Source organism: Streptacidiphilus sp. EB129, assembly GCF_041262645.1.
GTDB lineage: Bacteria > Actinomycetota > Actinomycetes > Streptomycetales > Streptomycetaceae > Streptacidiphilus.
The window spans coordinates 179,940-206,590 of record NZ_JBGCCS010000011.1; the positions used below are offsets into that span (position 1 = coordinate 179,940).

The window sequence follows — 26,651 nt, forward strand, 5'->3', positions numbered from 1 at the left end:
ACGACCAGCCAGATGGACGACAGGGGGTGTGACGAGTTGACAGACCAGGCATCTGAAACCGGCCCGGCCGTGCCGGGAGCCGCAGTGCAGGACGCCGCAGTGCCGGACACGGTGCTGCTGGGCATCCGGCACCACGGGCCCGGTTCGGCGAGGGCGGTGGGCGCGGCACTGCGGCAGTACCGTCCCGACATCGTGCTGATCGAGGGCCCGCCCGAGGCCGACGGGCTGCTCGGGCTGGCCGAGCACAAGGACATGGTGCCGCCGGTGGCCCTGCTGGGCCATGTGCTGGACGAGCCCGCGCACGCCGCGTTCTGGCCCTTCGCCTCCTTCTCACCGGAGTGGGTGGCGCTGCGTCACGCGCTGGACCACGAGCTGCCGGTCCGCTTCATCGACCTGCCGGCCGCCCACACCTTCGCGCTTGCCGGGCCCGGGGTCGCCGCCCAGGACCGCGAGTCGGAGCTGCGGCTCGACCCGATCGCCGAACTGGCCCGGGCGGCCGGCCACGAGGACCCGGAGCAGTGGTGGGACGACGCGGTCGAGCACCGGCTGCCCGACGCGGCGCAGGACGCGCTCGCCCCGTTCCGGGCCATCGCCGAGGCCATGACCGAGCTGCGCTCCCCAACCGCGCGCAGTGACGCAGCCGACGGTGACGAATCGGACGACCGCGACCGCGACCGGGCCGGGGACACTGACGCCCGCCGCGAGGCGTACATGCGGCGGCAGTTGCGGGCCGCGCGGCGGGCCGGGTACCGGCGCATCGCAGTGGTCTGCGGCGCCTGGCATGTCCCGGCGCTGGCGGCGAAGCGCCCGGTCGCCGAGGACGACGCGCTGCTCAAGGGGCTGCCCAAGGTCAAGGTCGAGATGACCTGGGTGCCCTGGACCCACCGCCGGCTGTCCCAGCACACCGGCTACGGCGCCGGCATCGCCTCGCCCGGCTGGTACCAGCACCTGTTCGACGGTTCCGAGCACAGCCTCGCGCACTGGATGACCCGGGTCGCGGCGCTGCTGCGCGAGGAGGACTTCGGGGTCTCCTCCGCGCACGTCATCGAGGCGGTGCGGCTCGCCGAGACCCTCGCCGCCGTGCGCGGGCGCCCGCTGCCCGGCCTCGACGAGACCCTTGACGCCGTGCGGTCCGTCATGTGCGACGGTTCGGACGTACCGCTGGCTCTGGTCCAGGACCGGCTGGTGGTGGGTGACGTGCTCGGCGAGGTGCCGGACGAGGCCCCCACCGTCCCGCTGCAGCGGGACCTGACCCGGCTTCAGCGCTCGCTGCGGTTGCGACCCGAGGCGGCCGAACGCGAGCTCGACCTCGACCTGCGCAAGGAGAACGACGCCGCGCGCAGCCGGCTGCTGCACCGGCTGGCCCTGCTCGGCGTCCACTGGGGTCGGCCCGCCGCCGCGCGCGGTGGCTCCACCGGCACCTTCCGGGAGAGCTGGCGGCTGCGCTGGGAGCCCGAGCTCGCCGTCTCCGTCGCCGAGGCCGGGATCTGGGGCACCACGGTGGCCGGCGCCGCCGCCGCGCGGGCCCGGGACCGGGCCGCGCACGCGGGAACGCTGGGCGAGGTCACCGCCCTGGCCGAGGCCTGCCTGCTGGCGGATCTGCCCGAAGCGCTGCCCACGGTGCTCCAGGCGCTCGCCGACCGGGCCGCGCTGGACGCGGACGTCGCCCACCTGGCCGAGGCGCTGCCGGCCCTGGTCCGCTCGCTGCGGTACGGGGACGTCAGGGGCACCGACTCGGACGCCCTGCGGGAACTCGCCGAGGGCCTGGCCGTGCGCATCTGCGTGGGGCTGCCGCCCGCCTGCAACGGCCTGGACCGGGACGGTGCCGCCGCGATGGCCGCCCATCTCGGCGCCACCCACAGTGCCATCGGCCTGCTGGAGACCGGGGTCGCGGAATCGGAGCTGCGGGAACGCTGGGCGGCGGCGTTGCGGGCCCTGGCCGCCCGGGACACCATCCCCGGGCTGCTGCGGGGCCGCGCGGCCCGGCTGCTGCTCGACGACGACCGCTGGGATCTCGACGAGGCCGCGCGGCAGATGCGGCTGACGCTGTCACCGGTGACACCGCCCGCGGAGGGGGCCGGCTGGATCGAGGGCTTCCTGGCCGGCGGCGGAATGCTGCTGGTCCACGACACCCGACTGCTCGGCCTGGTCGACGACTGGATCGGCTCGGTCCCCGAGGACGCCTTCCCGGACGTGCTGCCGCTGCTCCGGCGGACTTTCGCCGGCTTCGAGCCCGGCGTCCGGCGCACCGTCGGCGAGCGGATCCGCAACGGCACGGTCGGCCGGGGCGGCCCCGGCGTGAGCCTGGCCGGCGCCAGCGCCGCCTCCGGCGCGGCCGGCCCCGACCCGGCGCACGGCGCCGACCGCTCCGGTTTCGGCACCCGCGCCGACCCGGCCCGCGCCGGAGCCGCCCGCACCACCGCCGCACTCCTGCTCGGCCTGACGGAGGTTCACCAATGACCAGCACCGCCGCCGCCACCGCAACCGCCCCCAACGCCTCGACCGCCACCGACTCCACCGCCGCCGGACCCACCGCCACCGACCCCACTGCAACCGTCTCCACCACCGGGGCCTCCATGGCCACCGCCACCGACTCCACCGCCGTCGGACCCACCGCCACCGCTTCCACGGCCAACGCCCCCACCGCCGGCGCCTCTCCGGGCAGCGCTCCTGCGGGCAGCGCCTCCGCGGGTAGCGCGGACGAGCGGCTGCGTCGCTGGCGCCTGGTGCTGGGTGGCGACGCCGACGGCACCGGCTGCCGGCTGGTCGGACGGGAGGCCGCGATGGACCGCGCGCTGTCCGCGCTCTACCGGGGCGACTCCGGCAACGGCGCGGACCGCCGCAGCCCGCGCGGCGCCGGCCTCGGCGGCTCCGCGCCGCAGGTCGCCCGCTGGCTCGGCGACATCCGCGAGTACTTCCCGACCAGCGTCGTCCAGTTGATGCAGCAGGACGCCATCGAACGGCTGGGGCTGGCCCGCCTGCTGCTGGAGCCCGAGATGCTGGCGGCGGTCGAGCCCGACGTCCACCTGGTCGGGACGCTGATCTCGCTCGGCAAGGCGCTGCCGGAGACCACCAGGGAGACCGCCCGCGCCGTGGTCCGCGCGGTCGTCACCGACCTGGAGCGGCGCATCGCGACCAGGACCCGTTCGCTGGTGGGCGGCGCCCTGGACCGCAGCGCCCGGGTCAACCGGCCCCGGCACCGTGACATCGACTGGGACCGCACCATCCGTGCCAACCTCAGGAACTACCTTCCCCCCGAGGGCGAGCGCAGCCACGGCACCGTCGTCCCCGAGCGCCTGGTCGGCTACGCACGGGCGCAGCACGCGGTGAAGAAGGACGTCATCCTGTGCATCGACCAGTCCGGGTCGATGGCCGCCTCGGTGGTCCACTCCTCGGTCTTCGGCGCGGTCCTCGCCTCGATGCACTCACTGCACACCCGTCTGGTCGTCTTCGACACCGCCGTCGTCGACCTCACCGACCAGCTCACCGACCCGGTGGACGTGCTCTTCGGGGTCCAGCTCGGCGGCGGCACCGACATCAACCGCGCGCTCGCGTACTGCCAGTCCAGGATCACCCGCCCGGCTGACACCGTCGTGGTCCTGATCAGCGACCTCTACGAGGGCGGCATCCGCGACGAGATGCTCAAGCGGGTGGCCGCGATGAAGAGCGCCGGCGTGCAGTTCATCGCACTGCTCGCGCTCTCCGACGACGGTGCGCCCAGTTACGACCGCACCCACGCCGCCGCCCTCGCCGCCCTCGGCGCACCCGCCTTCGCCTGCACTCCGGACCTGTTCCCCGAGGTCATGGCCGCCGCGATCCAGAAGCAGCCGCTGCCCGTACCCGAGACCTGACATGGCCCGAGACCTGACGCGGCCCGAGACCTAACGGGGGAGTTCCAGCGCGGCCCACACGGTCTTGCCGCCGTCGCCGGTCCGGGGCACCGCGCCCCACGCGGTGGCGAAGGTGTCGATCAGCAACATGCCGCGGCCGTGCTCGTCGTCCTCGTCGGCGCTCTCCAGCTGCGGCAGGTCGCGCCGGTCCTCGTCGTCCACCTCCAGGAACAGCACGCCCCGGGCGCTCCACAACCGGCAGTGCACCCGCCGGCTGTCGGTGTGGGTGACCGCGTTGCAGACCAGCTCGGACATGCACAGCTCGGCGTCGGCCAGGGTCTCCCCGGACAGCCGCCACATCGCTGCCGTGATCCGGACGAACCGGCGCGCCGTGGCGACGGACTCCGGTACGCCGGGGAAGGTCGCGGCGGCCTGACGGTCCATCGGCCAGCTGCTGCGAGCCGAACCCAGGTTGCCGCGGGACGCGGCGGGAGGGGGAGGGGGGTCCTCGACCGGTCCCTCGACGCCTCCTGCGTTCCGGGTGCTGTGATCGTCCCGGTCCTGAACGCGATGACGTGCGCTGTGCATCGAGCATCCGCTTCTGAAGCAGTCGTGCGAAGCAGGGTCTCAGCGGTCCGCGCTCGACGTCGCTACGGTCTGTGCGTGCACCGTTACTCCTGAAACGGTCCCTGAGTAAGGTTAGAAAGGCAAGTTACTCCGTGGGATTCGCGACAAACGGCTGCGATTTCCGGAAGCACTTGGGAGTTACGCGCTCCCCCACGGGGTCGGTCGACAAGCGGAGACCAGGCGGAGAGGCCCGGACGAAGTGGGTGGGGGATGAGCGCAGTGCACAGTCCTACCGTGCGCAGGCGCCGGCTCGGCGTGGAACTGCGCCGGCTGCGCCAGGCGGCGGGGCTGACGATCGAGGCGGCGGCCCGCGAGCTGGAGTGCTCGGACACCAAGATCAGCCGGATCGAGACCGGGAAGATGAAGGCGCGCCAGCTGGACGTACGGGCCATGCTGGACCTCTACGGCGTCGTCGCCGGGGAGTCCCGGCAGGCCCTGCTGCAGCTGAACCGCGAAGCCCGGCTCGACGGTTGGTGGAGCGGCTTCGACGACGTGCTGCCCAGCGGGTTCGAGACATTCGTGGGCCTTGAGGCGGAGGCCGCGCGACTGTGCACCTATGCACTGGCTGTGGTCCCGGGGCTGCTGCAGACCGAGCCCTACGCCCGTGCCCTGCTGCGCGTGGGACATCCGGACGCCGCTCCCGAACAGGTGGAACGTCTGGTCGCGCTGCGCACCACCCGGCAGCGGCTGCTCGCCCGCGGGCCGGAGCCGCTCCGGTTACGGGCGGTGCTGGACGAGGCGGTGCTGCGGCGGCCGGTGGGCGGCCGAGAAGTGATGGCCGGTCAGCTGCGGGCTATGGCGGAACTGGCAGACCGGGCTACGGTAACGATTCAGGTACTGCCGTTCGACAGGGGCGCCCATGTCTCGCTCTCCGGCATGTTCACCCTGATCGAGTTCTCGGACGAGGCAGACCCTGGGGTGGTCTATGTCGAGGGAGCGGGTGGAAACCTCTACCTGGAACGGCCCTGCGAGGTCCGGCAGGCGGCGCTGACCTTCGGCCGGCTGGTGGCGGACTCCCTCGACTGCGACGAGTCCAAGCGATTCATCCTGGCGGCAGCAGAGGAGTGGTGAGCCCGTGGAGCAGGAACTCAGCCGGGCACGGTGGTTCAAGGCGAGCGCGAGTGACGCGGCCAACGGCTGTGTCGAGGTCGCGTTCCTGAGTGGCGGCGCGGTGGCGCTGCGCGACTCCAAGGATCGGGACAAGCCCGCACACGTCTACACCGCCGACGAGTGGGCATGCTTCCTCGACGGCGCGAAGCGCGGCGAATTCGACCGCTGACGACGCGGGCGGGGGTGCGGGCCAGGGAGAAGAGGGGCGGTGTTCTCGCGGTTGCCATGGTGGGCGCCCCCGGCTGTTGTCACCCGTTTGCCGGAGTGACCTGGCGGGTGAGGCGACACGCCCGTTGTGATGGTTATCACCGGGTCCAGCCCGGCCCAGGGTGAAACACGCACGTCGTACGGGGATAGCCTGCAAGGCGGACATGCCTGCCCGTCTGACGCCAGGCCGTGTGCTCCCCGTAGCGATGGCGCTGGACGCGAGACCCATGTGGGCCCGCGTACCGCCTGCCACGACGGCCACAGCGGCGACTTTTCGGGCGGCACGCTGGGAAGATAGGAGTGGCCGGCCCTTCCGTGACCGACCACCTCCGAAGTCGCGATCACAAGGACGGACGCGCGTGGACCTGTTCGAATACCAGGCGAGGGACATCTTCGCCAAGCACGGTGTACCGGTGCTGGGCGGTGCAGTCATCGAAAGCGCTGAGGAAGCGCGGGCGATCGCTGAGGGATGGGGCGGCCGCGCGGTCGTCAAGGCGCAGGTCAAGGTCGGTGGCCGCGGTAAGGCCGGCGGCGTGAAGCTGGCCTCCGACCCGGCGGACGCGGTCGCCAAGGCCGAGGCCATTCTGGGCATGGACATCAAGGGCCACACGGTCCACAAGGTGATGCTCGCCCAGACGGCCGACATCAAGGAGGAGTACTACGTCTCCTTCCTGCTCGACCGCACCAACCGCACCTTCCTGGCCATGGCCTCGGTCGAGGGCGGCGTGGAGATCGAGGTCGTCGCGGTCGAGAAGCCCGAGGCGCTCGCCAAGATCCCGGTCGACGCCAACGAGGGCTGCACCGACGCCAAGGCCCGCGAGATCGTCGAGGCCGCGAAGTTCCCGGCCGACGTCGCGGACCAGATCGTCGAGGTCCTGAAGAGCCTGTGGAAGGTCTTCATCGCCGAGGACGCGCTCCTCGTCGAGGTGAACCCGCTGGTCAAGACCGGCGAGGGCAAGATCGTCGCGCTTGACGGCAAGGTCTCGCTGGACGAGAACGCCGACTTCCGCCAGCCCGAGCACGAGGCGCTGGTGGACCACGCGGCGGCCAACCCGCTCGAGGCGAAGGCGAAGGCCAAGGGCCTGAACTACGTCAAGCTCGAGGGCGAGGTCGGCATCATCGGCAACGGCGCGGGTCTCGTCATGAGCACCCTGGACGTCGTCGCCTACGCCGGCGAGAAGCACAACAACGTCAAGCCCGCCAACTTCCTGGACATCGGCGGCGGCGCGTCCGCCGAGGTCATGGCGAACGGCCTGGAGATCATCCTCGGCGACCCGGACGTCAAGTCCGTGTTCGTCAACGTCTTCGGTGGCATCACCGCCTGTGACGAGGTCGCCAACGGCATCGTCCAGGCCCTGGAGCTGCTCAAGTCCAAGGGTGAGGACGTCAACAAGCCCCTGGTCGTCCGTCTGGACGGCAACAACGCGGAGCTGGGTCGCAAGATCCTGTCTGACGCCAACCACCCGCTGGTGCAGCGCGTGGACACCATGGACGACGCGGCCGACAAGGCCGCCGAGCTGGCAGCGAAGTAAGGGACGAGGACTCCAACAACCATGGCTATCTTCCTCACCAAGGACAGCAAGGTCATCGTCCAGGGGATGACCGGCGCCACCGGCATGAAGCACACCCGCCTCATGCTCGCCGACGGCACCAACATCGTCGGCGGCGTCAACCCGCGCAAGGCCGGCACCACGGTCGACTTTGACGTCCCGTCGGAGACGGGCGACTCGACTTCCGTCGAGGTTCCGGTGTTCGGTTCGGTCGCCGAGGCGATCGAGAAGACCGGCGCCGACGTCTCCGTCATCTTCGTGCCGCCGGCCTTCGCCAAGGCCGCCGTCACCGAGGCGATCGACGCCGAGATCGGCCTGGCCGTCGTGATCACCGAGGGCATCGCCGTGCACGACTCGGCGTCCTTCTGGGCCTACGCGGGCGAGAAGGGCAACAAGACCCGGATCATCGGCCCGAACTGCCCCGGCCTGATCACCCCCGGCCAGTCCAACGCCGGCATCATCCCGGGCGACATCACCAAGCCGGGCCGCATCGGCCTGGTGTCGAAGTCCGGCACGCTGACCTACCAGATGATGTACGAGCTGCGCGACATCGGCTTCTCGTCCGCCGTCGGCATCGGTGGCGACCCGATCATCGGCACCACTCACATCGACGCCCTGCAGGCCTTCCAGGACGACGCCGACACCGACCTGATCGTGATGATCGGCGAGATCGGCGGCGACGCGGAGGAGCGTGCGGCGGCGTACATCGCCGAGCACATCACCAAGCCGGTCGTCGGCTACGTGGCCGGCTTCACCGCGCCCGAGGGCAAGACCATGGGCCACGCCGGCGCCATCGTCTCCGGCTCCTCCGGCACGGCGCAGGCGAAGAAGGAGGCCCTGGAGGCCGCCGGTGTCAAGGTCGGCAAGACGCCGTCCGAGACCGCCCGCCTGGCGCGCGAGCTGATCGCCAAGTAAGGCTCCGACGCCGCCACCGCCACTCGGCAGAGGCTTGCCGGAGGCGCTGCGGCTCGACAGGGGCGCGGGGAACCGCCGACCAGTCACCTCCTCGGAGGGGCGGGTCGTGCGGTTCACCGCGCCCCTGTCGGCGTTCCCGCGCGAAGGCGGCGGCCCGACGGTCAGGGGGCGCCGGTCAGTGGGGGTGCGGCCGGCCGCAGGGGAGCGCGAAGAGCTCGCAGGACGCCGGCGGCAGCGGGGTGCTGTGCGGCATGTGCGGCCTGACCGCCGGGCCCGAGGCCTCCGGGCCGGAGCCCGCTGTTCCCGGGGCCGGGGTTCCCGGACCCGCTCTGCCCGGCAGCGGTGTGCCCGGGGGCGACGGGCTCAGGGCCGACTGGACCAGGACCGGCCAGGCGGGTGTGGGTCGTGCCGTGCGGCCTTCGGGTACGGCCGGCCCGGCCTGGAGTGCCGCCGGTAGGCCGGCCAGCGGCCGGCCTCCCCGAAAAGGGAGCGTGTCCACGGTCCTTCCCGGCGGCCTCGGTCCGTCGGGCCCTGATGCCGCGACGGGTGCGGACGACGGGGCGATGACCGGCGCGGCGCTGGTCTGCGGCGGGCGGACCGTGCTCGCCGGGCCCGCACTCGGCCGGTGCCAGGGCACCCCCCACACCAGCGCGGCGACCACCCCGGCGGTCGCCGCGATGCTGAGTAGCCCCGCGGCCGTGGTCACCCCACCGTCGTGCAGCCGGGCCCGGTGCTGGACCCGGACCGGCGTGGCCACCGGGCAGCCGTCCACCGGGCAGCCGCGTACGGCGGCGTGGCGCAGCAGCGTTCCCAGCCGGCGCCCGAAACCGCGTTCGCGCGCGTTCGGCCCGGCGACCGTCGGCGCGAGCCGGGCCATCGCGAGCCGGGCCCGCACCACCCGCCCGTACGCGGCCGGGGTGCTGGACTCGACCTCCGCCGCCGTCTGCTTCCAGGTCAGCCCCACCGCGTCGTGCAGGACCAGCGCGCGGCGCTGGGCGCGCGGCAGTCGTTGCAGGGCACGCAGCAGCGCGTGGTCGTCGTCGGTGAGTCGGGTTCCGTGGTCGGCGGCGCTGTGCAGCACGGTGGGCCGCCAGGGCGAGAGCGCCAGGCCGAATGCCGTGCTGCGGACCCAGCCCTCCGGCGACAGGTCGGCGGACACCTCGTCCCAGTGCGTCCAGGCGAGCTGGAAGGCGCGGCGGACGCAGTGGACCGCGCGGTGCCGGTGGCCGGTGACCAGGAAGGTCTGCTGCGTCAGCCGGGCGGCGGCGGTGCGGTAGAAGGCGTCGAAACTCGCGGACGAGGCCTCGGGCCGGTCGGGGAGGGGGGCACCGTGATCGATGACGGCGGTGGTGCCGCGCTGCTGACCGGCTGGCCCGATGAGTGGCATATATGAATTGTTAGGGCGAAACGGGACAACTGCCATGTCGTTAGGCGTAACGGGTGGTGGGCCGGAGCATGGTGGGGCATGGCTTTCTTGATGGAGCGGTTGCGACCGGTGGCGGCCTGGCGGTCGGCCGTCGGAGCTGCCTCGCCGGCGGCGCGATCCGCGCTGGTCAGTGGGGCGACGGCGGCGGGCGTAGGGCTGGCCGGGGTGGCCGTGCCGGTATTCCTGCTGTGGATGGTGACGCCGTACGTCGAGGGCGGCGCGGGCAGCGTGGTGCAGCTCGCCGCCTGCGTCTGGCTGCTGGCCCAGGGCGCGGAGCTGACCCGGCTCGCCACGCAGGGCGGGGCGGTGCCGGTCGCGCTGGCGCCGCTGCTGGTCACCGCGCTGGCGCTGGTGCCGCTGTACCGGGCCGGGGTTCGGGCGGGGCAGCGGGCCGCCGAGCCGGCGGGTGAGCGGGAGTTCGCCGGGCCGGAGCGCGAGGGCTCACAGCGGGAGGGCTCACAGCGGGAGGGCTCGGAGCGCGAGGGCTCGGATCGGGAAGGCTCGGATCGGGAAGGCCCGGATCGGGACGAGCCGGGGTTGGAGGAGCGGGCGCCAGTACCTGCGGCGTGGGGCGCGGGCGGCGCCCGGCCGCTGCTGTCGGCGGTGTTCGCAGTGGCCGGCGGCTACCTGCTGGCGGCTCTGCTGCTGGTCGCGGTGGCGGCGACGGCGGGGGAGCTGGCGGTCGATCCGCCTGCCGCGCTCGGCCGGGTGGCCCTGGCCGCAGTGCCGGTCGCGGCGCTGGGCGTACGGGTCGGCGCGGGTGCCTGGGGATTCGCCGTTCCGGACTGGCGCCGGTACCGCCTGCCGGACGGCCTGCGCCTGCCAGGCGGTCTGCGCCTGCCGGACGCGCTGCGCCGACCGGACCTGCTGCGCCTGCCAGGGGTGCTGCATCGGCCGGGGGTGCTGCGGATGCGGGCCGTGCTGCGGGTGGCCGGTGGCGGGGGCGTCGCGCTGCGGGCGGCGCTGGCCTCCGCTGCGGCGCTGCTGGGAGCGGGTGCGCTGGTGCTGGTGGTCTCGCTGGTGGCGCACTTCGGCGCCGCCGGGACCACTGCCGCGCAGCTGGCTCCCGATCTCGCCGGGCGCACCGCGCTGCTGCTGCTCTGTGCCGCGCTGTTGCCGAACGCGGCGGTCTGGGCCGCCGCCTATGCGCTGGGACCGGGCTTCGCCCTCGGCGGCCAGTTCGGGCCACTCGGCGCAGCGGACGTCACCACGCCGGCGTTTCCGCTGCTGGCGGCGCTGCCGGGGCCGGGACGGCCACTGCTCGGGATGGCGGCCCTGGCGGCGCCGGTGGTCGTGCCGGTCGTGCTGGCCCTGCTGGTCGGGCGGGCGGCGGCCGGTACCGAGATGCGGGGGCGCTGGGGCCTGCTGGACACCGCCGAGGTCGCCCTGGCTGCCGCCGTCGGGGCGGCGGCGCTGGCGATGCTGGGCGCGGACGCGGCGGGCGGAACCCTGGGCACGGCGGCGCTGGCCCAGGTCGGTCCCCCGCCCTGGTGGACCGGGGTGGCCGTGCTGGCCTGGGCCTCGGTCGGCGTCCCGGGCGCCCTGCTGGTGCGCTGGCTCTACGTCCGAGGGCTGAGCCGGCAGGCGTGGAGCGGCGAGGCGTGGAGCGGGGAGGGGCTGGGCGGCGAGAGCGAGTGGGCCGTCCCCGGCGGGGGCGTCGACTTCGCCCACGGCCTGGGCGTCGATCCCGCAGGTGATCCCTCAGCCGGCGACGACGCCGACCACGCCGGACGGCGGGAATCCGGGTGGGGCCTGGCACTGAGCCTCGGCCGCCGTCCCGGGCCGCGATCCGGCCGGGGCTTCCGTCACGGCCCTGGCGACGGCTCTGGCCGCACCTTCGGAGAGGGCTTCGACCGGGGCTCGGACGAGGATCTCGACCTCGACCTCTATCTCGACTTCGCGCCCGAACCCGGCCCCGGCCGCCACGGTCTGTCCGGCGGACTGGACCGGACCGGCCGTCTCGACCGGTTCCGCCCCCGTACCGCCTGGTTCAGCCGCCGAGCTGGACGAGCCACTTCGGAGGCTGCGGCGTCACGCTGGTGGCGCAGTTCGAGTAGGCGGCCTTGGTGAGCGCGTTCGCCTGGCAGTCGTAGTAGCTCTTGTAGTAGAGCTGCACCCCGAAGGTGGTGGCCACCAGCGCCAGCCCCACCACGGCCGCGACCAGCCCGCCCAGGGCCGCGGGCACCTGCGGCCTGGTCGGGTACGTCGGGTAGCCGGGGGTGTACCCCGAGGGTGCGCCGGTGGTCGGCGGCGGCGGTGTCTTGGCTTTGCCGCGCAGTGAGCTGATCGACCAGTACAGCGCCAGCGACGCCAGCAGCAGCGTGACGTAGGGCACGCCGAGGATCAGGAAGAAGATCCCCCACATGCCGCTCAGCAGCGCGTACCTGGCCCGGCGCTGTACCGGGTCGCTCGGGTCGAAGCGGGGGCCCTGCGGCGGGGACGGGAAGCGCGGCGGCTGCTGGCCCTGGTAGCCGGGGCCCCACGGGTGCGGCGGCGGCACGACAGGAGGCCCGGCCGGCCGCCCGCCTTCCGGACGGTCCTCGGATCCCTGGTCGCCGTCCTCGGGCTGCCGCCGGCCGTGCGGCGGCTCCGTGGCTCGGCCCCGGGGCTGCCAGGGGCGGTCGGGGGCGTCCTTGGGCGGCGGGGCGAAGGGGTCGCGGGGGCCCTCGGAGGGTGTGCCGCTGTCCGATTTCTGGACCATGGTCTTCGCCGTACTCCTGACTGTGGACGTTCGCCCGCCTGACTGCTCCGGCAGAGTCCTTCTGAGGGACACCCTCTCACCCCGTACCCCGCCGTGGCTCGCCCCCACCCCATGATCGTCGACCAGGAGTGCGAGGCCCTGTGCCGCTGCCGGTATCGTTGCTGACGACCGGCGCCCGCCCAGGGTTCCTGGTCGGCTCCCGGCGCCGCCGAGAGCCCCCTTCGGCTGACGCGGATGCCGGTCACGAGATGACACCCCGCGCCGACCACCCAGAGAGCCCGGCCCTCGCCCTCGCGCGTGCAGGACTGACGACGCCGACGGACGGCCGCGCCCGTACGACGGAGGACCGAGTTTTGGCGTACCCGCCGCCCCAGTCCCGGGAACAGGACTATCCGGCCGCACCCAGCCCGGCTCGCCTGGTGGTGCTGATCTCCGGTTCCGGGACCAATCTGCAGGCGCTGATCGAGGCCTGTGCGGACCCGGCCTACGGCGCGAGGATCGTGGCGGTGGGCGCGGACCGGGACGCCATCGCCGGACTGGAGCGGGCCGAGGCGGCCGGGATCCCCACCTTCGTGCACCGGGTGAAGGACTTCCCCGAGCGCACCGACTGGGACGCGCAGCTCACCGGGACCACCGCCGGCTACGCCCCCGACCTGGTGGTGTCGGCCGGCTTCATGAAGATCCTCGGCGGCGACTTCATGCGCCGGTTCGAAGGACGCATCGTCAACACCCACCCCGCGCTGCTCCCCTCCTTCCCCGGCGCGCACGGCGTCAAGGACGCCCTCGCGTACGGCGTCAAGGTCACCGGCTGCACCGTCCACCTGGTGGACGAGGGCGTCGACACCGGTCCGATCATCGCCCAGGGGGTGGTCGAGGTCCGCGACGCCGACTACGAGGACGACGGCGAGGCGCTGCACGAGCGCATCAAGACGGTCGAGCGCGGGCTGCTGGTCGAGGCCGTGGGCCGGCTCGCCCGCGAGGGCCACCGGGTCCAGGGCCGCCGCGTGCTGTTCTCCACCTGACGACCGGCCCGGTCCGCCGGTCCCGATCCCCTGAACTCCAGACTTCCTGATCCGCAGACCTCCTGACCCGCAGTCACCACCACAACGAAGGAATTCGGCAATGAGCTCCGGCAGCAACCAGCCCGCGCCCGCCTCCGAGGACATCAGGCCGCTCCGTCGCGCCCTCGTCAGCGTCTACGACAAGACCGGGCTGGAGGAGCTGGCCCAGGGCCTGCACGCGGCCGGCGTCGAGCTCGTGTCCACCGGCTCCACCGCCGCGCGGATCGCCGCCGCAGGCGTCCCGGTCACTCCGGTCGAGGAGCTGACCGGCTTCCCCGAGTGCCTGGACGGCCGGGTCAAGACGCTGCACCCGCGGGTCCATGCCGGCATCCTCGCCGATCTGCGGCTGCCCTCGCACCGGGCGCAGCTGGAGGAGCTCGGTGTGGCCCCGTTCGACCTGGTGGTGGTGAACCTCTACCCGTTCAAGGCCACCGTCGCCTCCGGCGCGAGCGCCGACGAGTGCGTCGAGCAGATCGACATCGGCGGCCCGAGCATGGTCCGCGCCGCCGCCAAGAACCACCCCTCGGTCGCCGTGGTCACCGCTCCGGCCCGCTACCCGGACGTGCTCGCCGCGGTGGCGGCCGGCGGATTCGACCTGGCCACCCGCAAGCGGCTGGCCGGCGAGGCCTTCGCCCACACCGCCGCCTACGACGTGGCGGTGGCGTCCTGGTTCGCCGGTGAGTACGCCCCCGCCGACGAGGAGCAGTTCCCGGCGTTCCTCGGCGCGACCTGGGAGCGCGAGAGCGTGCTGCGCTACGGCGAGAACCCGCACCAGGCCGCCGCGCTCTACCTGGACGGCAGCGGCACCGGCCTGGCGGCGGCCGAGCAGCTGCACGGCAAGGAGATGTCCTACAACAACTACGCCGACACCGACGCCGCGATCCGCGCCGCGTACGACCAGGTGGAGCCCTGCGTCGCCATCATCAAGCACGCCAACCCCTGCGGCATCGCGGTCGGCGCGGACGTCGTCGAGGCGCACCGCAAGGCCCACGCCTGCGACCCGGTCTCGGCGTACGGCGGCGTCATCGCGGTGAACCGCGAGGTCACCGTGGAGCTGGCCGAGCAGATCGCGCCGATCTTCACCGAGGTCGTCTTCGCCCCCTCGTACGCGGACGGCGCGGTCGAGGTGCTGGCCCGCAAGAAGAACATCCGGGTGCTGCGCGGCACCCCCAGCGCCTCGGCGGTGGAGACCCGCGCGGTCACCGGCGGCGTGCTGCTGCAGCAGGCGGACCGGATCGACGCGGCCGGTGACGACCCGTCGACCTGGACCCTGGCCACCGGCGAGGCGCTGAACCCGGAGCAGCTCGCCGAGCTGTCCTTCGCCTGGCGGGCCTGCCGGGCCGTCAAGTCCAACGCGATCCTGCTGGCTTCGGGCGGCGCCTCGGTCGGCGTCGGCATGGGCCAGGTGAACCGGGTGGACTCGGCGAAGCTCGCGGTCGAGCGGGCGGGGGAGCGCGCGGACGGCTCGTACGCCGCCTCGGACGCCTTCTTCCCGTTCCCGGACGGCCTGGAGGTGCTGATCGCGGCCGGCGTCAAGGCCGTGGTGCAGCCCGGCGGCTCGGTCCGCGACGAGCTGGTGATCGAGGCCGCGAAGGCGGCCGGCGTGACGATGTACCTGACCGGCACCCGGCACTTCTTCCACTGAGGCCCGGACCAGCCAGAAAGCACAGAGGCCCGCCGCCCGTTGCGCACGGACGGCGGGCCTCTGTGTGCCGGACTACTACTGGGCCTTGACGACCACGGTGTTCATCACCTTGTCGGCGAAGGTCTGCTTCTTGGCGTCCCAGAGCGGCCACAGGAAGCCCAGGTAGCAGACGAAGCCGTCGAGGACGTGGCAGATCTTCCGGACGACGGCCATGCCGAAGCCCAGCGGCTGGCCGTCGATCTCGCGCACCAGACGGATGTTGACCATCTTCTTGCCGGGGGTCTGGCCGGTGGTGCCCTCCTGGTAGCACAGCCACAGCCCGAGACCCAGCGCCAGCAGCGCGCCGAGCAGGATGAAGATGATGCCGAACGCGGAGCCGCCGCTGCTCTGCGGGATCTGCACCCCGGTCGCCGGGTCGGTGGTGTAGGTGATGGTGGAGGCGGCCATCGCGATACCGATGCCGTACAGGATGCCCGGGACCAGACCGATGATGATCGCGTCGACGATGTAGGCCGCGACCCGCGAACCCCAGCTCGCGTAGGCGTTCTGCACGTAGCCCGCGTTGCCGTAGGGGTCGGCCGGGTAGCCGTAGCCCGGCGCCGCCGCCGGCGGCTGCTGCGGGTAGCCGTAAGCGGCCTGCTGGCCGTAGGCGTCCTGCGGCGCGCCGGCCGGGGGCTGCTGCGGGTAGCCGTACTGCGGCTGGGCCGGCGGCTGCTGCGGGTAGCCGTAGCCGGGCTGTGCGGGCTGCTGCGGCTGGCCATAGGGGTTGTTGGGGTCTGGCGGGTAACTCATGCGCTTTCCTCCGGACAGGGAATGGACTGATGGGACAACACCACGGTGATGGTGCGAGCTCGGTGAGATTATCGGAGCGGTATGACGGTCAGTACGGGAGTAATCCCAATCGACGCAACTGCCAGAGCCAGGACAGTGCCGCCGCCGTCAGCAGCACGCCGACCCGGGCCTGCTTCGGTAGTGCGCGCCAGCGCTGCTCCACGCCCAACGGGCCCAGGAGCAGCGCGAGTCCGGCCACTGCGGTGACCGGGTTCGCCAGCAGTGCGGCGACCGGACGCCCCTGGCCCAGGTCGATGAAGAGCGTGGTGCTCCCGCAGACCGGGCACGGGATCCCGGTCAGCAGCCGGAACGGACAGACCACCCCCGGGTCGTGCGTCGAGTGCACCGCCGCGGCCGCCAGTGCCGCCAGCGCGGCGGCCCCGCCCCGGAGCAGGACAGGCCTGATCCGCCCCCGGGCGTACCCGGGGACCACGGCCCCGTTGCTGCTCCCCACCTCGACGCCGGTCAGGGACGGAGGACGAGGACGAGCACCAGGATGCCGATCAGGATCCCGAGCGTGGAGACGATGATCGAGCCGATCGCCTGGTTGCGGCCGGTGCCCGTGGTCGCCGACTTGTTCAGCGCGAGCAGGCCGAGGACGACACCGAGTACGCCGAGGAAGCCGCCGTAGAAGCAGACCGTCACGATGGACAGCACACCGATCGCGGTGGCCGCGTTGGCCAGCGTGTTCGGCTCCCCGGTCGGTCCGTAGCCGTACCCGACGGGCGGCTGCGGCTGCTGCTGGGGCTGCGGGTAGGCGTAGCCGTACCCGGGCGGCTGCTGGGCGTAGGGGTCGGGTTGCGGCTGCGGCTGCGGATATCCGTAGACGGGGGGCTGCTGGCCGTAGCCGGGTGGCGGGGTCGGCTGCGGTGGCGGGGTCGGCGGACCGTACGGCTGCTGCCCGTACGGTTGCTGACCGTACGGATCCTGTGGTTGGTACGGATTGCTCACGTTCTCCCCCGATATTCGCCCCCGTGCCGTTGCCGGCATCCACCATCGTGGCGATGCCGGGGAGCGGTGTCCACCCGGTTCGCGCCGCGGATCGGAGTTGTAGTCGTACTGCAACCGGACCAGCACCGTCCGCTCGTCCCCGAGGGTGTTTCGCGTCCCGCCTCCCCCATCCGGGACAATGCCTGTATGACCGCCCAGATTCTCGATGGCAAGGCCACCGCCGCCGCGATCAAGTCCGAGCTCTCCGTCCGGGTCGAGGCCCTCAAGGCCCGGGGGATCATCCCCGGCCTGGGCACCGTCCTGGTCGGCGACGACCCCGGAAGCCACTCCTACGTCCGCGGCAAGCACCGCGACTGCGCCCAGGTCGGCATCGCCAGCCTGCAGCGCGAACTCCCCGCGAACGCCACCCAGCAGGACGTCGAGGACGCCGTCCACGAGCTCAACGAGAACCCCGCCTGCACCGGGTACATCGTGCAGCTGCCGCTGCCCAAGGGCCTCGACGAGCACCGGGTGCTGGAGCTGATCGACCCCGACAAGGACGCCGACGGCCTGCACCCGACCAACCTCGGCCGGCTCGTGCTGGGCATCCCCGCCTCGCTGCCGTGCACCCCGAACGGCGTGGTGGAGCTGCTGCGCCGGCACCAGGTGGAGATCAACGGCGCGCATGTCGTGGTCATCGGCCGCGGTATCACCGTCGGCCGCTCGATCGGCCTGCTGCTCACCCGCAAGAGCGAGAACGCCACGGTCACCCTCACCCACACCGGTACCCGTGACCTCTCCAGCCACCTGCGCCGGGCCGACATCATCGTCGCCGCCGCCGGTGTCCCCTACCTGGTCAAGCCGGAGGACGTGCGTCCCGGCGCGGCCGTGCTGGACGTCGGCGTCAGCCGCACCGAGGCCGGGCTGGTCGGCGACGTGGACCCGGGTGTCGCCGAGGTCGCCGGCTGGCTGTCGCCCAACCCCGGCGGGGTCGGCCCGATGACCCGGGCGATGCTGCTCAGCAATGTGGTCGAGGCGGCCGAGCGTGCCGCCGGCTGACCGCGCCGACCGCGTGGACGGTACCCGTCGCGTGAACGGTGCCGACCGCGTGAACGGTGCCGACCGCGCCGTGCCGGACGTCGGGGCGCAGGACGTCGAGGCGCCGGACAGCGGGGCGAACGGGGCGCCGGACACCGGTGCGCGGGACGTCGAAGCGGCGGCCGTCGAGGTGACGGCCGCCGCGGTGACGGCCCGGCACGGTTCGCGGCAGCGGCCGAGCCGGACCACCGGCACCTTCCCGCCGGAGGGCTCGGCCGCGGCGGCCGGCCGCGGCCAGCCGGTCCCGGTGCGGCAGTGGCCGATAGTGGTGGTCCTCACCATGGTCGGCGTCGGACTCGCGGTCACCGCGCTGGGCTCGTTCCGTCCCGGCGTGATCACCATCGGAGCGGCGATGCTGCTGGCCGGTCTGCTGCGGCTGCTGCTCCCCGAGGTCGGGATGCTCGCGGTGCGCAGCAGGTTCACCGACATCGTGGTGATGTGGGTGCTCGGGCTGGCCATCGTGGTGCTGGCGCTGGCGTCCGAACCCGATCCGGTGATCTCGCTGCCGTTCGTCCCGGAGATCTCGCACTTCTTCGGCGGCGGCCAGGGCTGACGCAGGCCCCGTCCGCGCCGCAGGGCCGGGCGGGGCGCCTGGGCACGACCGCCGCGGCCTAAGGCCCTGCCGCGAGCCGGTCATACCGCTCTGAGCTGGGTCGATGCCGTACCGGCAGAGCCGTGTGCGAAACGTGACGAAGGACGCGCCGACGACCCCGGCCGGGCGGCACACGCAGGCCGCTCACTGGGATAACCTGACACCGGTCTCTTGAAGTCAAGAGACCGATCAGGGTCCGGCACCGCGGGCGTGCCCTGCACGTGCACTGCTGCCGCCGAAGCCTGACCACCCCAGGTTCGCCAGCCCAGGTATCAGCAGGAGACGTCATCATGACCCGCACTCCCGTCAACGTCACCGTCACCGGTGCCGCCGGCCAGATCGGCTACGCGCTGCTCTTCCGCATCGCCTCCGGCCACCTCCTCGGTCCCGACGTCCCGGTGAAGCTGCGGCTGCTGGAGATCCCGCAGGGCGTCAAGGCCGCCGAGGGCACCGCGATGGAGCTCGACGACTGCGCGTTCCCGCTGCTCGCCGGGATCGACATCTTCGACGACCCGAACCAGGGCTTCGCGGGCGCCAACGTCGGTCTGCTGGTCGGCGCCCGTCCGCGCACCGCGGGCATGGAGCGCGGTGACCTGCTCTCCGCCAACGGCGGCATCTTCGGCCCGCAGGGCAAGGCCATCAACGACAACGCCGCGGACGACATCCGCGTCCTGGTCGTCGGCAACCCGGCCAACACCAACGCCCTGATCGCCCAGCGCAACGCCCCCGACGTGCCGGCCGACCGCTTCACCGCGATGACCCGCCTGGACCACAACCGCGCGGTCGCCCAGCTCGCCAAGAAGCTCGGCGTCTCGGTCTCCGAGATCAAGAAGCTGACCATCTGGGGCAACCACTCGGCGACCCAGTACCCGGACGTCTTCCACGCCGAGGTCAACGGCGAGAACGCGGCCAAGGCCATCGCGGACGACGCCTGGCTGTCGGACTTCTTCATCCCGACCGTGGCCAAGCGCGGCGCGGCGATCATCGACGCCCGCGGCGCCTCCTCGGCCGCCTCGGCCGCCAACGCCGCCATCGACCACGTCTTCACCTGGACCAACGGCACCGCCGAGGGCGACTGGACCTCCGCCGGTGTCATCTCCGACGGCTCCTACGGCGTGCCGGAGGGCATCATCTCCTCCTTCCCGGTCACCGCGAAGGACGGCAAGTTCCAGATCGTCCAGGGCCTGGACATCAACGACTTCTCCCGCGCCCGGATCGACGCCTCGGTCCAGGAGCTGGTGGAGGAGCGCGACGCGGTGGCCGGTCTCGGCCTGATCTGACCGTCCGCTCGGGTCCCTCCGAGCTGACCCCGCATCACACGGTGCCCCGTCCGCCCAGCGGACGGGGCACCGCCGTGTTGAACGACCCGCAGTTGAACGACCCTAGACTGCCCCCGTGAGCGAGACCATCCAGGATGCCGGGCTTGTCCTGCTTTTCATCATCGTCGGCGGAATCTTCAACGTGGCCGAGATCTCGCTGATCTCGCTGCGCGAGGGGCAGATCCAGGCGCTGGCCGAGCGCGGGACCAAGCGGGCGACCAGGGCGGCGCACCTCGCCGGGGACCCGAACCGCTTCCTCGCCGCCGTCCAGGTCGGCGTGACCTGCATGGGCTTCCTGTCGGCGGCCTTCGGTGCGGACACCCTGGCGAAGAAGGTCGCGCCGCTCTTCACCGGCCTGGGACTGAGCGCCGGGGTGGCCAACGCCGTGGCGCTGGTGCTGCTGACGCTGCTCATCTCCTATGTGTCGCTGGTGCTGGGGGAGCTCACCCCCAAGCGGATCGGCCTGCAGCGGGCCGAGTCCATCGCGCTGCTCGCCGCGCCGCTGGTGGACATGATCTCGGTCGCGCTGCGCCCGGTGATCTGGCTGCTGTCCCGGTCCACCAACCTGATGGTGCGTCTGCTCGGCGGCGACCCCAAGGCCGGGCGGAACGCGATGAGCTCGGAGGAGCTCCGGGGCCTTGTCGCCTCCAACACCGAGCTGGGCATCGACGAACGGCGGCTGATCGGGGACGTCTTCGCGGCAGGGGAGCGGCAGCTGCGCGAGGTGATGGTGCCGCGTACCGAGGTGACCTTCCTGGACGCCTCCCGCCCGCTGGAGCAGGTGCGCGAGGAGGTCGCCCGCTATCCGCACTCCCGCTACCCGGTGGTGGACGGCTCCTACGACGCGGTGGTGGGCTTCGTCCACGTCCGCGACCTCTACCGGACCCGGCAGGGCGAGACGGTGTCCGCCGCGCTGACGGTGCGTGACCTGGCCCGCCCGGTGAAACTGCTGCCCGCGACCAAGCGGGTGCTGCCGTCGATGTCGGAGATGCGGCACGAGGGCCACCACCTGGCGATCGTGGTGGACGAGTACGGCGGGACGGCCGGCATCGTGTCGCTGGAGGACCTGGTCGAGGAGGTCATCGGCGAGATCAGGGACGAGTACGACTCGCAGGAGCTGAGCACCACCCGGCGGCTCGCCGGGGGCAGCATCGAGGTCGACGGGCTGCTCAACCTCACCGACTTCGCCGAGGAGACCGGGCTGGAGCTGCCGGAGGGACCGTACGAGACGGTGGCCGGCTTCGTGGTCGCGGAGCTGGGCCATCTGCCGGAGCCCGGTGAGCAGGTGCTGGTCGGTGACGAGTACCGGCTGGCGGTGGCCGCGCTGGACGGCCGCCGGGTGGACCGGGTCAGGGTCACCGTGGTCGGCGACGGGCCGGCGTCCCCGCCGGAACCGTCCGGCAGTTGAACCGTGCGCGGAGCTTGAGCGGGTTGCTGCGAGAATGGGCCGCATGGTCTCCCATCGCCCTCGCGTACTCTCCGGTATCCAGCCGACGTCCGGGTCCTTCCACCTGGGGAACTACCTGGGCGCGGTGCGCCAGTGGGTCTCCCTGCAGGACTCGCACGACGCCTTCTACATGGTCGTCGACCTGCACGCGATCACGGTTGAGCAGGAGCCCGCGACGCTGCGGGAGAACACCCGTACGTCCGTGGCACAGCTGCTCGGCGTCGGTCTCGACCCGGAGCGCTGCACCCTCTTCGTCCAGTCGCACGTTGCCGAGCACGCCCAGCTCGCCTGGGTGATGAACTGCATCACCGGTTTCGGCGAGGCCTCGCGGATGACCCAGTTCAAGGACAAGTCCGCCAAGCAGGGCGCCGACCGCACCACCGTCGGCCTGTTCACCTACCCGGTCCTGCAGGTCGCCGACATCCTGCTGTACCAGGCGGACCAGGTCCCGGTCGGTGAGGACCAGCGGCAGCACGTCGAGCTGACCCGCGACCTCGCCGAGCGCTTCAACCACCGCTACGGGCAGACCTTCACGGTGCCCAACCCGTACATCCTCAAGGAGACGGCGAAGATCTTCGACCTGCAGGACCCGACCGCGAAGATGAGCAAGTCGGCCTCCTCACCCAAGGGCATCGTCAACCTGCTGGACGAGGCCAAGGTCAGCGCGAAGAAGTTCAAGAGCGCCGTCACCGACACCGGAACCGTCGTCAGCTTCGACGAGAAGGAGAAGCCCGGCGTCTCCAACCTGCTCAGCATCTACTCCGCGATCAGCGGCCGCACCGTCGCGGAGCTGGTGGAGCACTTCGACGGGAAGATGTACGGGGCGCTGAAGACCGAGCTGGCCGAGTTCTTCACCGAGTGGGTCGCGCCGATCCAGGAGCGCACCAGGACCTACCTGGACGACCCGGCGCAGCTGGACGCGATCCTCGCCCAGGGTGCGGAGAAGGCCCGAGCAGTCGCCGAGCAGACGCTGACGACGACGTACGACCGGATCGGCTTCCTCCCGGCGAAGCGCTGAGGCGGGGATGACCGGCGTGGTGACCGGCATGGTGATCGGGGTGTCCATCGCCGTGCCCGAGCCCTACGCGTCCGAGATCCAGGACGCGCGGGCCGGGTACGGTGATCCGCTGGCGCGGGCCATACCCACGCATGTCACGCTGCTGCCGCCGACCGAGGTGGCACCGGAGGACCTGGGCCGGATCGAGAAGCACCTCGCCCTCGCTGCCGCGCGGCACCGCCCGTTCCGGGTGCTGCTGCACGGCAGCGGCAGCTTCCGTCCGGTGTCACCGGTGGTCTACCTGCGGCTGGAGGCCGGGGCGCGGGAGTGCCGGGAGGTCGAGGCCTCGGTCCGCTCGGGCGTGCTGGCCCGGGAGCTGAGCTTCCCCTACCACCCGCACGTGACCGTCGCGCATGCGGTCCCGGAGCCCGCGCTGGACCGCGCCTACACCGAACTCCGGGGCTACCGCGCGGACTTCACCGTGCCCGGGTTCAGCCTCTACCGCTTCGGCGCGGACGGCGTCTGGCGCCCCCTCCGAGGGTTCGGCTTCGCCTAGCCCTTAGGGGCGCGAGGAACTGCGCGACCAGCCATGCACGTGGTGGAGGACTCGTCGCACAGTTCCCCGCGCCTGCAGAGCTCTACCGCTTGCCGCGCAGCACGCTGCGCACCGCGCGGGCGGCGATCGGCGGCAGCAGGTCCCTGGCGATCCGCCGGGCGCGGGCCGAGGGCAGCCGGGCGAGGGCGGCGCGCCGCGCGCCCTCGATCCGCACCTGCTCGCGCTTGCCGCGTGCCTGCTCCTCGGCCCTGGCAACCCGGGCGGCCTCGACCTCGTCGAAGAACCGGGAGTTGCGGAAGGGCGGCGGCTGCATCCCCGGCAGTGCCCGCAACCGCAGCACCCGGCGCCCCCTGATCTCCTCCAGGGTGACCTTCATGCCCTCGCGCGCGAGCGAGTCCTGGACCAGCTCCTCCTGGACCGCGTCCGGGTCGCCCCAGGTCGCGTAGAGCTTGCTGCTGGAGAGCACGATCGGGGTCAGGCCCATGGTGGCCACTGCCTCCCACACCGCGGCGGCGACGCCGGGGGTGTGCTCGGAGCGGTAGTCGTCCAGCACCACCACGCCGTCCGGCGCCAGTGCCTCCCTGGCCACCCTGATGTCACCGATCACGTGCTCGTACAGGTGTGACGCGTCGATGTGGGCGAAGCGCACGGACTTCGGGGTGATCCGGCCGGCCTCGGCGAGCAGCGAGGTCGGCCCCTGGACGATGTCCGGCAGCCGGTCGTGGAAGGCGAGGTAGTGGGTGTCGAAGGCCTCGCGGGTCAGGGTGGACCGGTAGGACATCCGCATCTCGCCCGAGCTGGCGGCGTCCGGCGCCTCGGAGTCGAACAGGTCGCAGACGGTGAAGGTCTCGCCCTCGCGCAGGTAGTCGCCGAGCAGGATGGCGCTGCGCCCCATGTAGGTGCCCATCTCGATCAGATCGCCGGAGATGCCCAGTCGCTTCTGCCGCTCCAGGAACCAGGCGAACAGGTGACGGTCCATGGTGTAGAACCAGCCGGGTACGTCGTCGAGCGTGGCGGGCCGAGCAGCGTTCGGGTCTGCGATCATGATGTTCTCCGAGACGACAAGGGCGCATTCGGTGGAAACTGTCCGAGCGGGCGAAGACACCGTACCTGAGTGACTGAAGTCACAGATATGGCCCGAATAGCCTGTTCGAGAGGGGTGGTGTGGCAGCAGATGAACCGAATGCAAGATTTAGTTAAGAAGTTAACGGAACTTAAATGGACGTGCCGAATAACGATCGATTAACGTCACATCGGGGCTCAGGGGCACTTTGGGGGGCGCCTGGATCCCGTCTCCTGTCCTTTGAGCATGTATGGAAGAAAATGCCCCGCTTCAGCATCGTCGTCCCTGCCAGCGGGGACACGGCCTACTTGCGCGACTGCGTCGACTCCGTTCTCGGCCAGTCCTTCCAGGGCCTGGAACTGATCGCCGTCGGCGACGACTCGGCGGCCGACGCAGACCCGCTGCTCGACCAGTACGCCGCGGCCGATCCCCGATTCCGTTCGGTGCACTGGGGTGCCGAGGCCGGAATGGGCGCGGACGCCCCGGGAGTGACCGCACAGGCATTGGCGCAGGTCTGTGCCGAGACCACCGGCGACTACCTGCTGCTGCTGGACCGGGACATCGCCCTGACACCGGGCGCGCTGAAGGTGCTGGACGACCGGCTGGCCGAGCTGGGCGACCCCGACCTCCTGCTCTTCGACCACGAGCGCAAGGACTGGCTGGGCCGGATCGTCGAGAGCAAGGACTCCGCGACGCTGGCCGCGCTGGAGAAGGGCGTCTTCGCCGCCGCGGACGACCCCTCGGTGGTGCTGGTGGCCGCGCTCCGCTCCAACCGGCTGTTCCGGCGGAGCTTCCTGGAGACGTTCAGCCGAACGGATGACATCGCAACGGGCCGGGAGTCCTCTTTCGGGTCGGTGTCGAACTCCGGCGGGGGGGCCGACTCGGCGCTGGTCCTGGCCCAGCGCAGCCTGCTGGCGGCCGAACGCGTGGGCACCCTCGGCGTGGTCTGCGTCCAGATCCTGGTGCGCCGCCGGGCCGGTGAGAAGGCCCGCGCGACGGCCGCGCTGCAGCGCGGGCGCCGGGCCCTGGACGACTACCGGCTGCTGTTCGGCGGCCTCCGCGGTCTCCGCGAGTCGCCCGACCGGCAGAAGCTCTACCGCGCCCTCAACGACGCCCTGTTCCTGGACGCGCTGGACGCCCTGGGCGGCAGCCGGCACGCCGCCGAGGCGGAGCGCCACTCCTTCTTCGCCGCCGCCGCCGAGACCTGCCGGGAGCTGCGGCCGGCCGACTGGACGCTGCCGAAGGGCGCCATGGGCGGTCGCGGCGCGGCCCTGGAGCAGGGCTCCTACCTGCGCTTCCGGGCCATCGACCGGGCCCGGCGGTCGCTCAAGGAGGCCAGGGGCCAGCTGAAGAGACGCGGCAAGCAGGCCGGCCGTACCGCGAACCGCGCGCTCTACCTGGCCCAGCTGCGCCGCCCGGTGGAGAAGGGCCTGGTCGCCTACATGGCCTACTGGAACCGCTCGATAGCGTGCAATCCGGAAGCCATCTACCTCAAGGCCAAGGAGCTGGCCCCGCACACCCGCGGGGTCTGGGTGCTGGACGAGAAGGCCGCGGAGCAGGCCCCCGAGGGCGTGGACTTCGTGGTCAACGAGACCCGCGCCTACTGGGAGCTGATGGCCAGGGCGGAGTTCCTGGTGTCCAACGCCAGCTTCTCCGGCACGGTGGTGAAGCGCCCCGAACAGACCTATGTGCAGACCCACCACGGCACGCCGCTCAAGAAGATGGGCCTGGACCAGCGCGAGTACCCGGCCTCCACGGTCGGCCTCAGCTTCGAGCTGCTGCTCGAACACGCCGACCAGTGGGACTACAGCCTGACCTCCAACCGGCACTCCACCCAGGTGTGGGAGCGGGTCTACCCCAGCACCTACACCACGCTGGAGTCCGGCTACCCGCGCAACGACGTCTACCTCGGCGCCACCGGGGCGGACGTTCAGCGGATCCGCGCCGAGCTGGGCATCGCCCCGGACCAGACCGCGATCCTGTACGCGCCGACGCACCGCGACTACCGCAAGAGCTTCGATCCGCCGCTGGACCTGGAGCGGTTCTGCGAGGGCCTGGGGCCCGGGTACGTGGTGCTGGTGCGGGCCCACTACTTCTACGAGGCCAGCTCCCGGCTGCAGACCCAGGCCCGGCGCGGTGTGCTGCGGGACGTCTCCGGCCACCCGTCGGTGGAGGAACTGGCGCTGGCGTCGGACGCGCTGCTGACCGACTACTCGTCACTGATGTTCGACTACGCCAACCTGGACCGGCCGATCGTGGTGCACGCGCCCGACTGGGAGGTCTACCAGGCGTCCCGGGGCGTCTACGTGGACCTGCTCTCGGGCCGGCCCGGCGACACCCCCGGCATCGTCACCCGGGACACCGCGGGAGTGCTGGAGGCCTTCCGCTCCGGCGCCTGGGAGGGCGCCGAGGCGGCCGGGCTGCGGGCCGCGTTCCGGGAGCGGTTCTGTCAGTTCGACGACGGGCAGGCGGCCGAGCGGGTGGTGCGCCGGGTGTTCCTGCGCGAGTCCGAGCCGCTGCCGCTGCGCCCGCTGGCGGACCGGACCCCGGCTCCGCTGCCGGCCAGGGCCGTCGCGCGGTAGCCGACAAAGCCCGTCGGACGACGGGAGGGGCGGGGGGGGGGGGGGGGGGGGGGCCCCCCCCCCCCCCCCCCCCCGGCGCCCGGGGGGGGGGGGGGCCGCGGGGCCGCCCCCCCCCCCCCCCCCCCCCGGGCCGCCCCCGGGGGGGGGGGGGGGGGGGGGGCGGC

General features: G+C 72.4%; 23 protein-coding genes. 16 read left to right on the forward strand and 7 right to left on the reverse strand.

What is annotated here, in order from left to right; all coding sequences use genetic code 11:
* Positions 1-12 precede the first annotated feature (12 nt).
* Both ABH925_RS16565 and ABH925_RS16570 read left to right on the forward strand, forming a co-directional pair.
* On the forward strand, positions 13-2,460 hold the full coding sequence (locus ABH925_RS16565) for a DUF5682 family protein (protein WP_370148584.1): 2,448 nt from the start codon (positions 13-15) through the stop codon (positions 2,458-2,460).
* Positions 2,457-3,851 carry a VWA domain-containing protein gene (locus tag ABH925_RS16570; protein ID WP_370148586.1) on the forward strand — a complete coding sequence of 465 codons (1,395 nt, stop codon included), beginning with the start codon at positions 2,457-2,459 and terminating at the stop codon, positions 3,849-3,851. The genes ABH925_RS16565 and ABH925_RS16570 overlap by 4 nt, the downstream gene beginning before the upstream one ends.
* Positions 3,852-3,881: 30 nt before the next feature.
* Here the strand turns inward: ABH925_RS16570 and ABH925_RS16575 are convergent, their stop codons facing one another.
* Positions 3,882-4,274: an ATP-binding protein gene (locus tag ABH925_RS16575; RefSeq protein ID WP_370148587.1), complete on the reverse strand. Its 393-nt coding sequence runs from the start codon at positions 4,272-4,274 to the stop codon at positions 3,882-3,884.
* Between the two features lie 417 nt (positions 4,275-4,691).
* Here ABH925_RS16575 and ABH925_RS16580 point away from each other — a divergent pair, with 417 nt between their 5' ends.
* The 4 genes from ABH925_RS16580 to sucD all read left to right on the forward strand — a co-directional run bounded on the left by ABH925_RS16580 (position 4,692) and on the right by sucD (position 8,239).
* On the forward strand, positions 4,692-5,528 hold the full coding sequence (locus ABH925_RS16580) for a helix-turn-helix domain-containing protein (RefSeq protein ID WP_370148589.1): 837 nt from the start codon (positions 4,692-4,694) through the stop codon (positions 5,526-5,528).
* Between the two features lie 4 nt (positions 5,529-5,532).
* Positions 5,533-5,736, forward strand: a complete 204-nt coding sequence (locus ABH925_RS16585) for a DUF397 domain-containing protein (protein WP_370148590.1) — start codon at positions 5,533-5,535, stop codon at positions 5,734-5,736.
* A gap of 397 nt (positions 5,737-6,133) precedes the next feature.
* On the forward strand, positions 6,134-7,306 hold the full coding sequence (gene sucC, locus ABH925_RS16590; protein WP_370148592.1) for an ADP-forming succinate--CoA ligase subunit beta: 1,173 nt from the start codon (positions 6,134-6,136) through the stop codon (positions 7,304-7,306).
* Positions 7,307-7,327: 21 nt separating this feature from the next.
* Positions 7,328-8,239, forward strand: coding sequence for a succinate--CoA ligase subunit alpha (sucD, locus tag ABH925_RS16595; protein ID WP_370148594.1), 912 nt, complete (start codon positions 7,328-7,330; stop codon positions 8,237-8,239).
* 175 nt (positions 8,240-8,414) lie between these two features.
* Here the strand turns inward: sucD and ABH925_RS16600 are convergent, their stop codons facing one another.
* On the reverse strand, positions 8,415-9,626 hold the full coding sequence (locus ABH925_RS16600) for a sigma factor-like helix-turn-helix DNA-binding protein (RefSeq protein WP_370148595.1): 1,212 nt from the start codon (positions 9,624-9,626) through the stop codon (positions 8,415-8,417).
* A 78-nt stretch (positions 9,627-9,704) separates the two neighbouring features.
* Between ABH925_RS16600 and ABH925_RS16605 the strand changes: the two genes are divergently transcribed.
* Positions 9,705-11,735, forward strand: a complete 2,031-nt coding sequence (locus tag ABH925_RS16605) for a DUF6350 family protein (RefSeq protein WP_370148596.1) — start codon at positions 9,705-9,707, stop codon at positions 11,733-11,735.
* On the opposite strand, the gene ABH925_RS16610 is transcribed toward ABH925_RS16605, so the two are convergent.
* Complete coding sequence (locus tag ABH925_RS16610; RefSeq protein ID WP_370148597.1) at positions 11,656-12,366, reverse strand: hypothetical protein; 711 nt, start codon at positions 12,364-12,366, stop codon at positions 11,656-11,658. The genes ABH925_RS16605 and ABH925_RS16610 overlap by 80 nt on opposite strands.
* 353 nt (positions 12,367-12,719) lie before the next feature.
* Here ABH925_RS16610 and purN point away from each other — a divergent pair, with 353 nt between their 5' ends.
* Both purN and purH read left to right on the forward strand, forming a co-directional pair.
* Complete coding sequence (purN, locus tag ABH925_RS16615; RefSeq protein WP_370148598.1) at positions 12,720-13,388, forward strand: phosphoribosylglycinamide formyltransferase; 669 nt, start codon at positions 12,720-12,722, stop codon at positions 13,386-13,388.
* Between the two features lie 100 nt (positions 13,389-13,488).
* Complete coding sequence (gene purH / locus ABH925_RS16620) at positions 13,489-15,072, forward strand: bifunctional phosphoribosylaminoimidazolecarboxamide formyltransferase/IMP cyclohydrolase (RefSeq protein ID WP_370148599.1); 1,584 nt, start codon at positions 13,489-13,491, stop codon at positions 15,070-15,072.
* A gap of 75 nt (positions 15,073-15,147) precedes the next feature.
* Here purH and ABH925_RS16625 read toward each other — a convergent pair whose 3' ends face one another.
* The 3 genes from ABH925_RS16625 to ABH925_RS16635 form a co-directional block, all read right to left on the reverse strand.
* A complete protein-coding gene (locus tag ABH925_RS16625) occupies positions 15,148-15,864 on the reverse strand; it encodes an RDD family protein (protein ID WP_370148600.1) in 717 nt (238 codons plus the stop codon).
* A gap of 88 nt (positions 15,865-15,952) precedes the next feature.
* A complete protein-coding gene (locus tag ABH925_RS16630) occupies positions 15,953-16,336 on the reverse strand; it encodes a DUF2752 domain-containing protein (RefSeq protein WP_370148602.1) in 384 nt (127 codons plus the stop codon).
* A 32-nt stretch (positions 16,337-16,368) separates the two neighbouring features.
* Positions 16,369-16,854, reverse strand: a complete 486-nt coding sequence (locus ABH925_RS16635; RefSeq protein ID WP_370148604.1) for a hypothetical protein — start codon at positions 16,852-16,854, stop codon at positions 16,369-16,371.
* A 186-nt stretch (positions 16,855-17,040) separates the two neighbouring features.
* On the opposite strand from ABH925_RS16635, the gene ABH925_RS16640 reads away from it, so the two are divergent.
* The 6 genes from ABH925_RS16640 to ABH925_RS16665 all read left to right on the forward strand — a co-directional run bounded on the left by ABH925_RS16640 (position 17,041) and on the right by ABH925_RS16665 (position 22,842).
* Entirely contained in the window at positions 17,041-17,892 is an 852-nt protein-coding gene (locus tag ABH925_RS16640; protein WP_370148606.1) for a bifunctional methylenetetrahydrofolate dehydrogenase/methenyltetrahydrofolate cyclohydrolase, read from the forward strand.
* 49 nt (positions 17,893-17,941) lie between these two features.
* Positions 17,942-18,484, forward strand: a complete 543-nt coding sequence (locus ABH925_RS16645; RefSeq protein WP_370148608.1) for a DUF3017 domain-containing protein — start codon at positions 17,942-17,944, stop codon at positions 18,482-18,484.
* A 329-nt stretch (positions 18,485-18,813) separates the two neighbouring features.
* Positions 18,814-19,803, forward strand: a complete 990-nt coding sequence (locus ABH925_RS16650; RefSeq protein ID WP_370148610.1) for a malate dehydrogenase — start codon at positions 18,814-18,816, stop codon at positions 19,801-19,803.
* A gap of 115 nt (positions 19,804-19,918) precedes the next feature.
* A complete protein-coding gene (locus tag ABH925_RS16655) occupies positions 19,919-21,250 on the forward strand; it encodes a hemolysin family protein (RefSeq protein ID WP_370148611.1) in 1,332 nt (443 codons plus the stop codon).
* A gap of 43 nt (positions 21,251-21,293) precedes the next feature.
* Positions 21,294-22,307 (forward strand): tryptophan--tRNA ligase, encoded by a 1,014-nt coding sequence (gene trpS, locus ABH925_RS16660; RefSeq protein WP_370148612.1) that lies wholly within the window; start codon positions 21,294-21,296, stop codon positions 22,305-22,307.
* A gap of 7 nt (positions 22,308-22,314) precedes the next feature.
* A complete protein-coding gene (locus ABH925_RS16665) occupies positions 22,315-22,842 on the forward strand; it encodes a 2'-5' RNA ligase family protein (protein ID WP_370148614.1) in 528 nt (175 codons plus the stop codon).
* An 82-nt stretch (positions 22,843-22,924) separates the two neighbouring features.
* Here ABH925_RS16665 and ABH925_RS16670 read toward each other — a convergent pair whose 3' ends face one another.
* Complete coding sequence (locus ABH925_RS16670; RefSeq protein ID WP_370148615.1) at positions 22,925-23,887, reverse strand: class I SAM-dependent methyltransferase; 963 nt, start codon at positions 23,885-23,887, stop codon at positions 22,925-22,927.
* Positions 23,888-24,165: 278 nt separating this feature from the next.
* Here ABH925_RS16670 and ABH925_RS16675 point away from each other — a divergent pair, with 278 nt between their 5' ends.
* Entirely contained in the window at positions 24,166-26,487 is a 2,322-nt protein-coding gene (locus ABH925_RS16675; protein ID WP_370148617.1) for a CDP-glycerol glycerophosphotransferase family protein, read from the forward strand.
* Positions 26,488-26,651: the final 164 nt, after the last annotated feature.

What these genes read in the sequence shown, in the direction of transcription:
- ABH925_RS16565 (WP_370148584.1), top strand. Translation starts at nt 13, where the DNA reads ATGGACGACAGGGGGTGTGACGAGTTGACAGACCAGGCATCTGAAACC.
- ABH925_RS16570 (WP_370148586.1), top strand. Translation starts at nt 2,457, where the DNA reads ATGACCAGCACCGCCGCCGCCACCGCAACCGCCCCCAACGCCTCGACC.
- ABH925_RS16575 (WP_370148587.1), bottom strand. Translation starts at nt 4,274, where the DNA reads ATGGACCGTCAGGCCGCCGCGACCTTCCCCGGCGTACCGGAGTCCGTC.
- sucD (WP_370148594.1), top strand. Translation starts at nt 7,328, where the DNA reads ATGGCTATCTTCCTCACCAAGGACAGCAAGGTCATCGTCCAGGGGATG.
- ABH925_RS16600 (WP_370148595.1), bottom strand. Translation starts at nt 9,626, where the DNA reads ATGCCACTCATCGGGCCAGCCGGTCAGCAGCGCGGCACCACCGCCGTC.
- ABH925_RS16605 (WP_370148596.1), top strand. Translation starts at nt 9,705, where the DNA reads ATGGCTTTCTTGATGGAGCGGTTGCGACCGGTGGCGGCCTGGCGGTCG.
- ABH925_RS16610 (WP_370148597.1), bottom strand. Translation starts at nt 12,366, where the DNA reads ATGGTCCAGAAATCGGACAGCGGCACACCCTCCGAGGGCCCCCGCGAC.
- purH (WP_370148599.1), top strand. Translation starts at nt 13,489, where the DNA reads ATGAGCTCCGGCAGCAACCAGCCCGCGCCCGCCTCCGAGGACATCAGG.
- ABH925_RS16625 (WP_370148600.1), bottom strand. Translation starts at nt 15,864, where the DNA reads ATGAGTTACCCGCCAGACCCCAACAACCCCTATGGCCAGCCGCAGCAG.
- ABH925_RS16640 (WP_370148606.1), top strand. Translation starts at nt 17,041, where the DNA reads ATGACCGCCCAGATTCTCGATGGCAAGGCCACCGCCGCCGCGATCAAG.
- ABH925_RS16650 (WP_370148610.1), top strand. Translation starts at nt 18,814, where the DNA reads ATGACCCGCACTCCCGTCAACGTCACCGTCACCGGTGCCGCCGGCCAG.
- trpS (WP_370148612.1), top strand. Translation starts at nt 21,294, where the DNA reads ATGGTCTCCCATCGCCCTCGCGTACTCTCCGGTATCCAGCCGACGTCC.
- ABH925_RS16665 (WP_370148614.1), top strand. Translation starts at nt 22,315, where the DNA reads ATGACCGGCGTGGTGACCGGCATGGTGATCGGGGTGTCCATCGCCGTG.
- ABH925_RS16670 (WP_370148615.1), bottom strand. Translation starts at nt 23,887, where the DNA reads ATGATCGCAGACCCGAACGCTGCTCGGCCCGCCACGCTCGACGACGTA.
- ABH925_RS16675 (WP_370148617.1), top strand. Translation starts at nt 24,166, where the DNA reads ATGCCCCGCTTCAGCATCGTCGTCCCTGCCAGCGGGGACACGGCCTAC.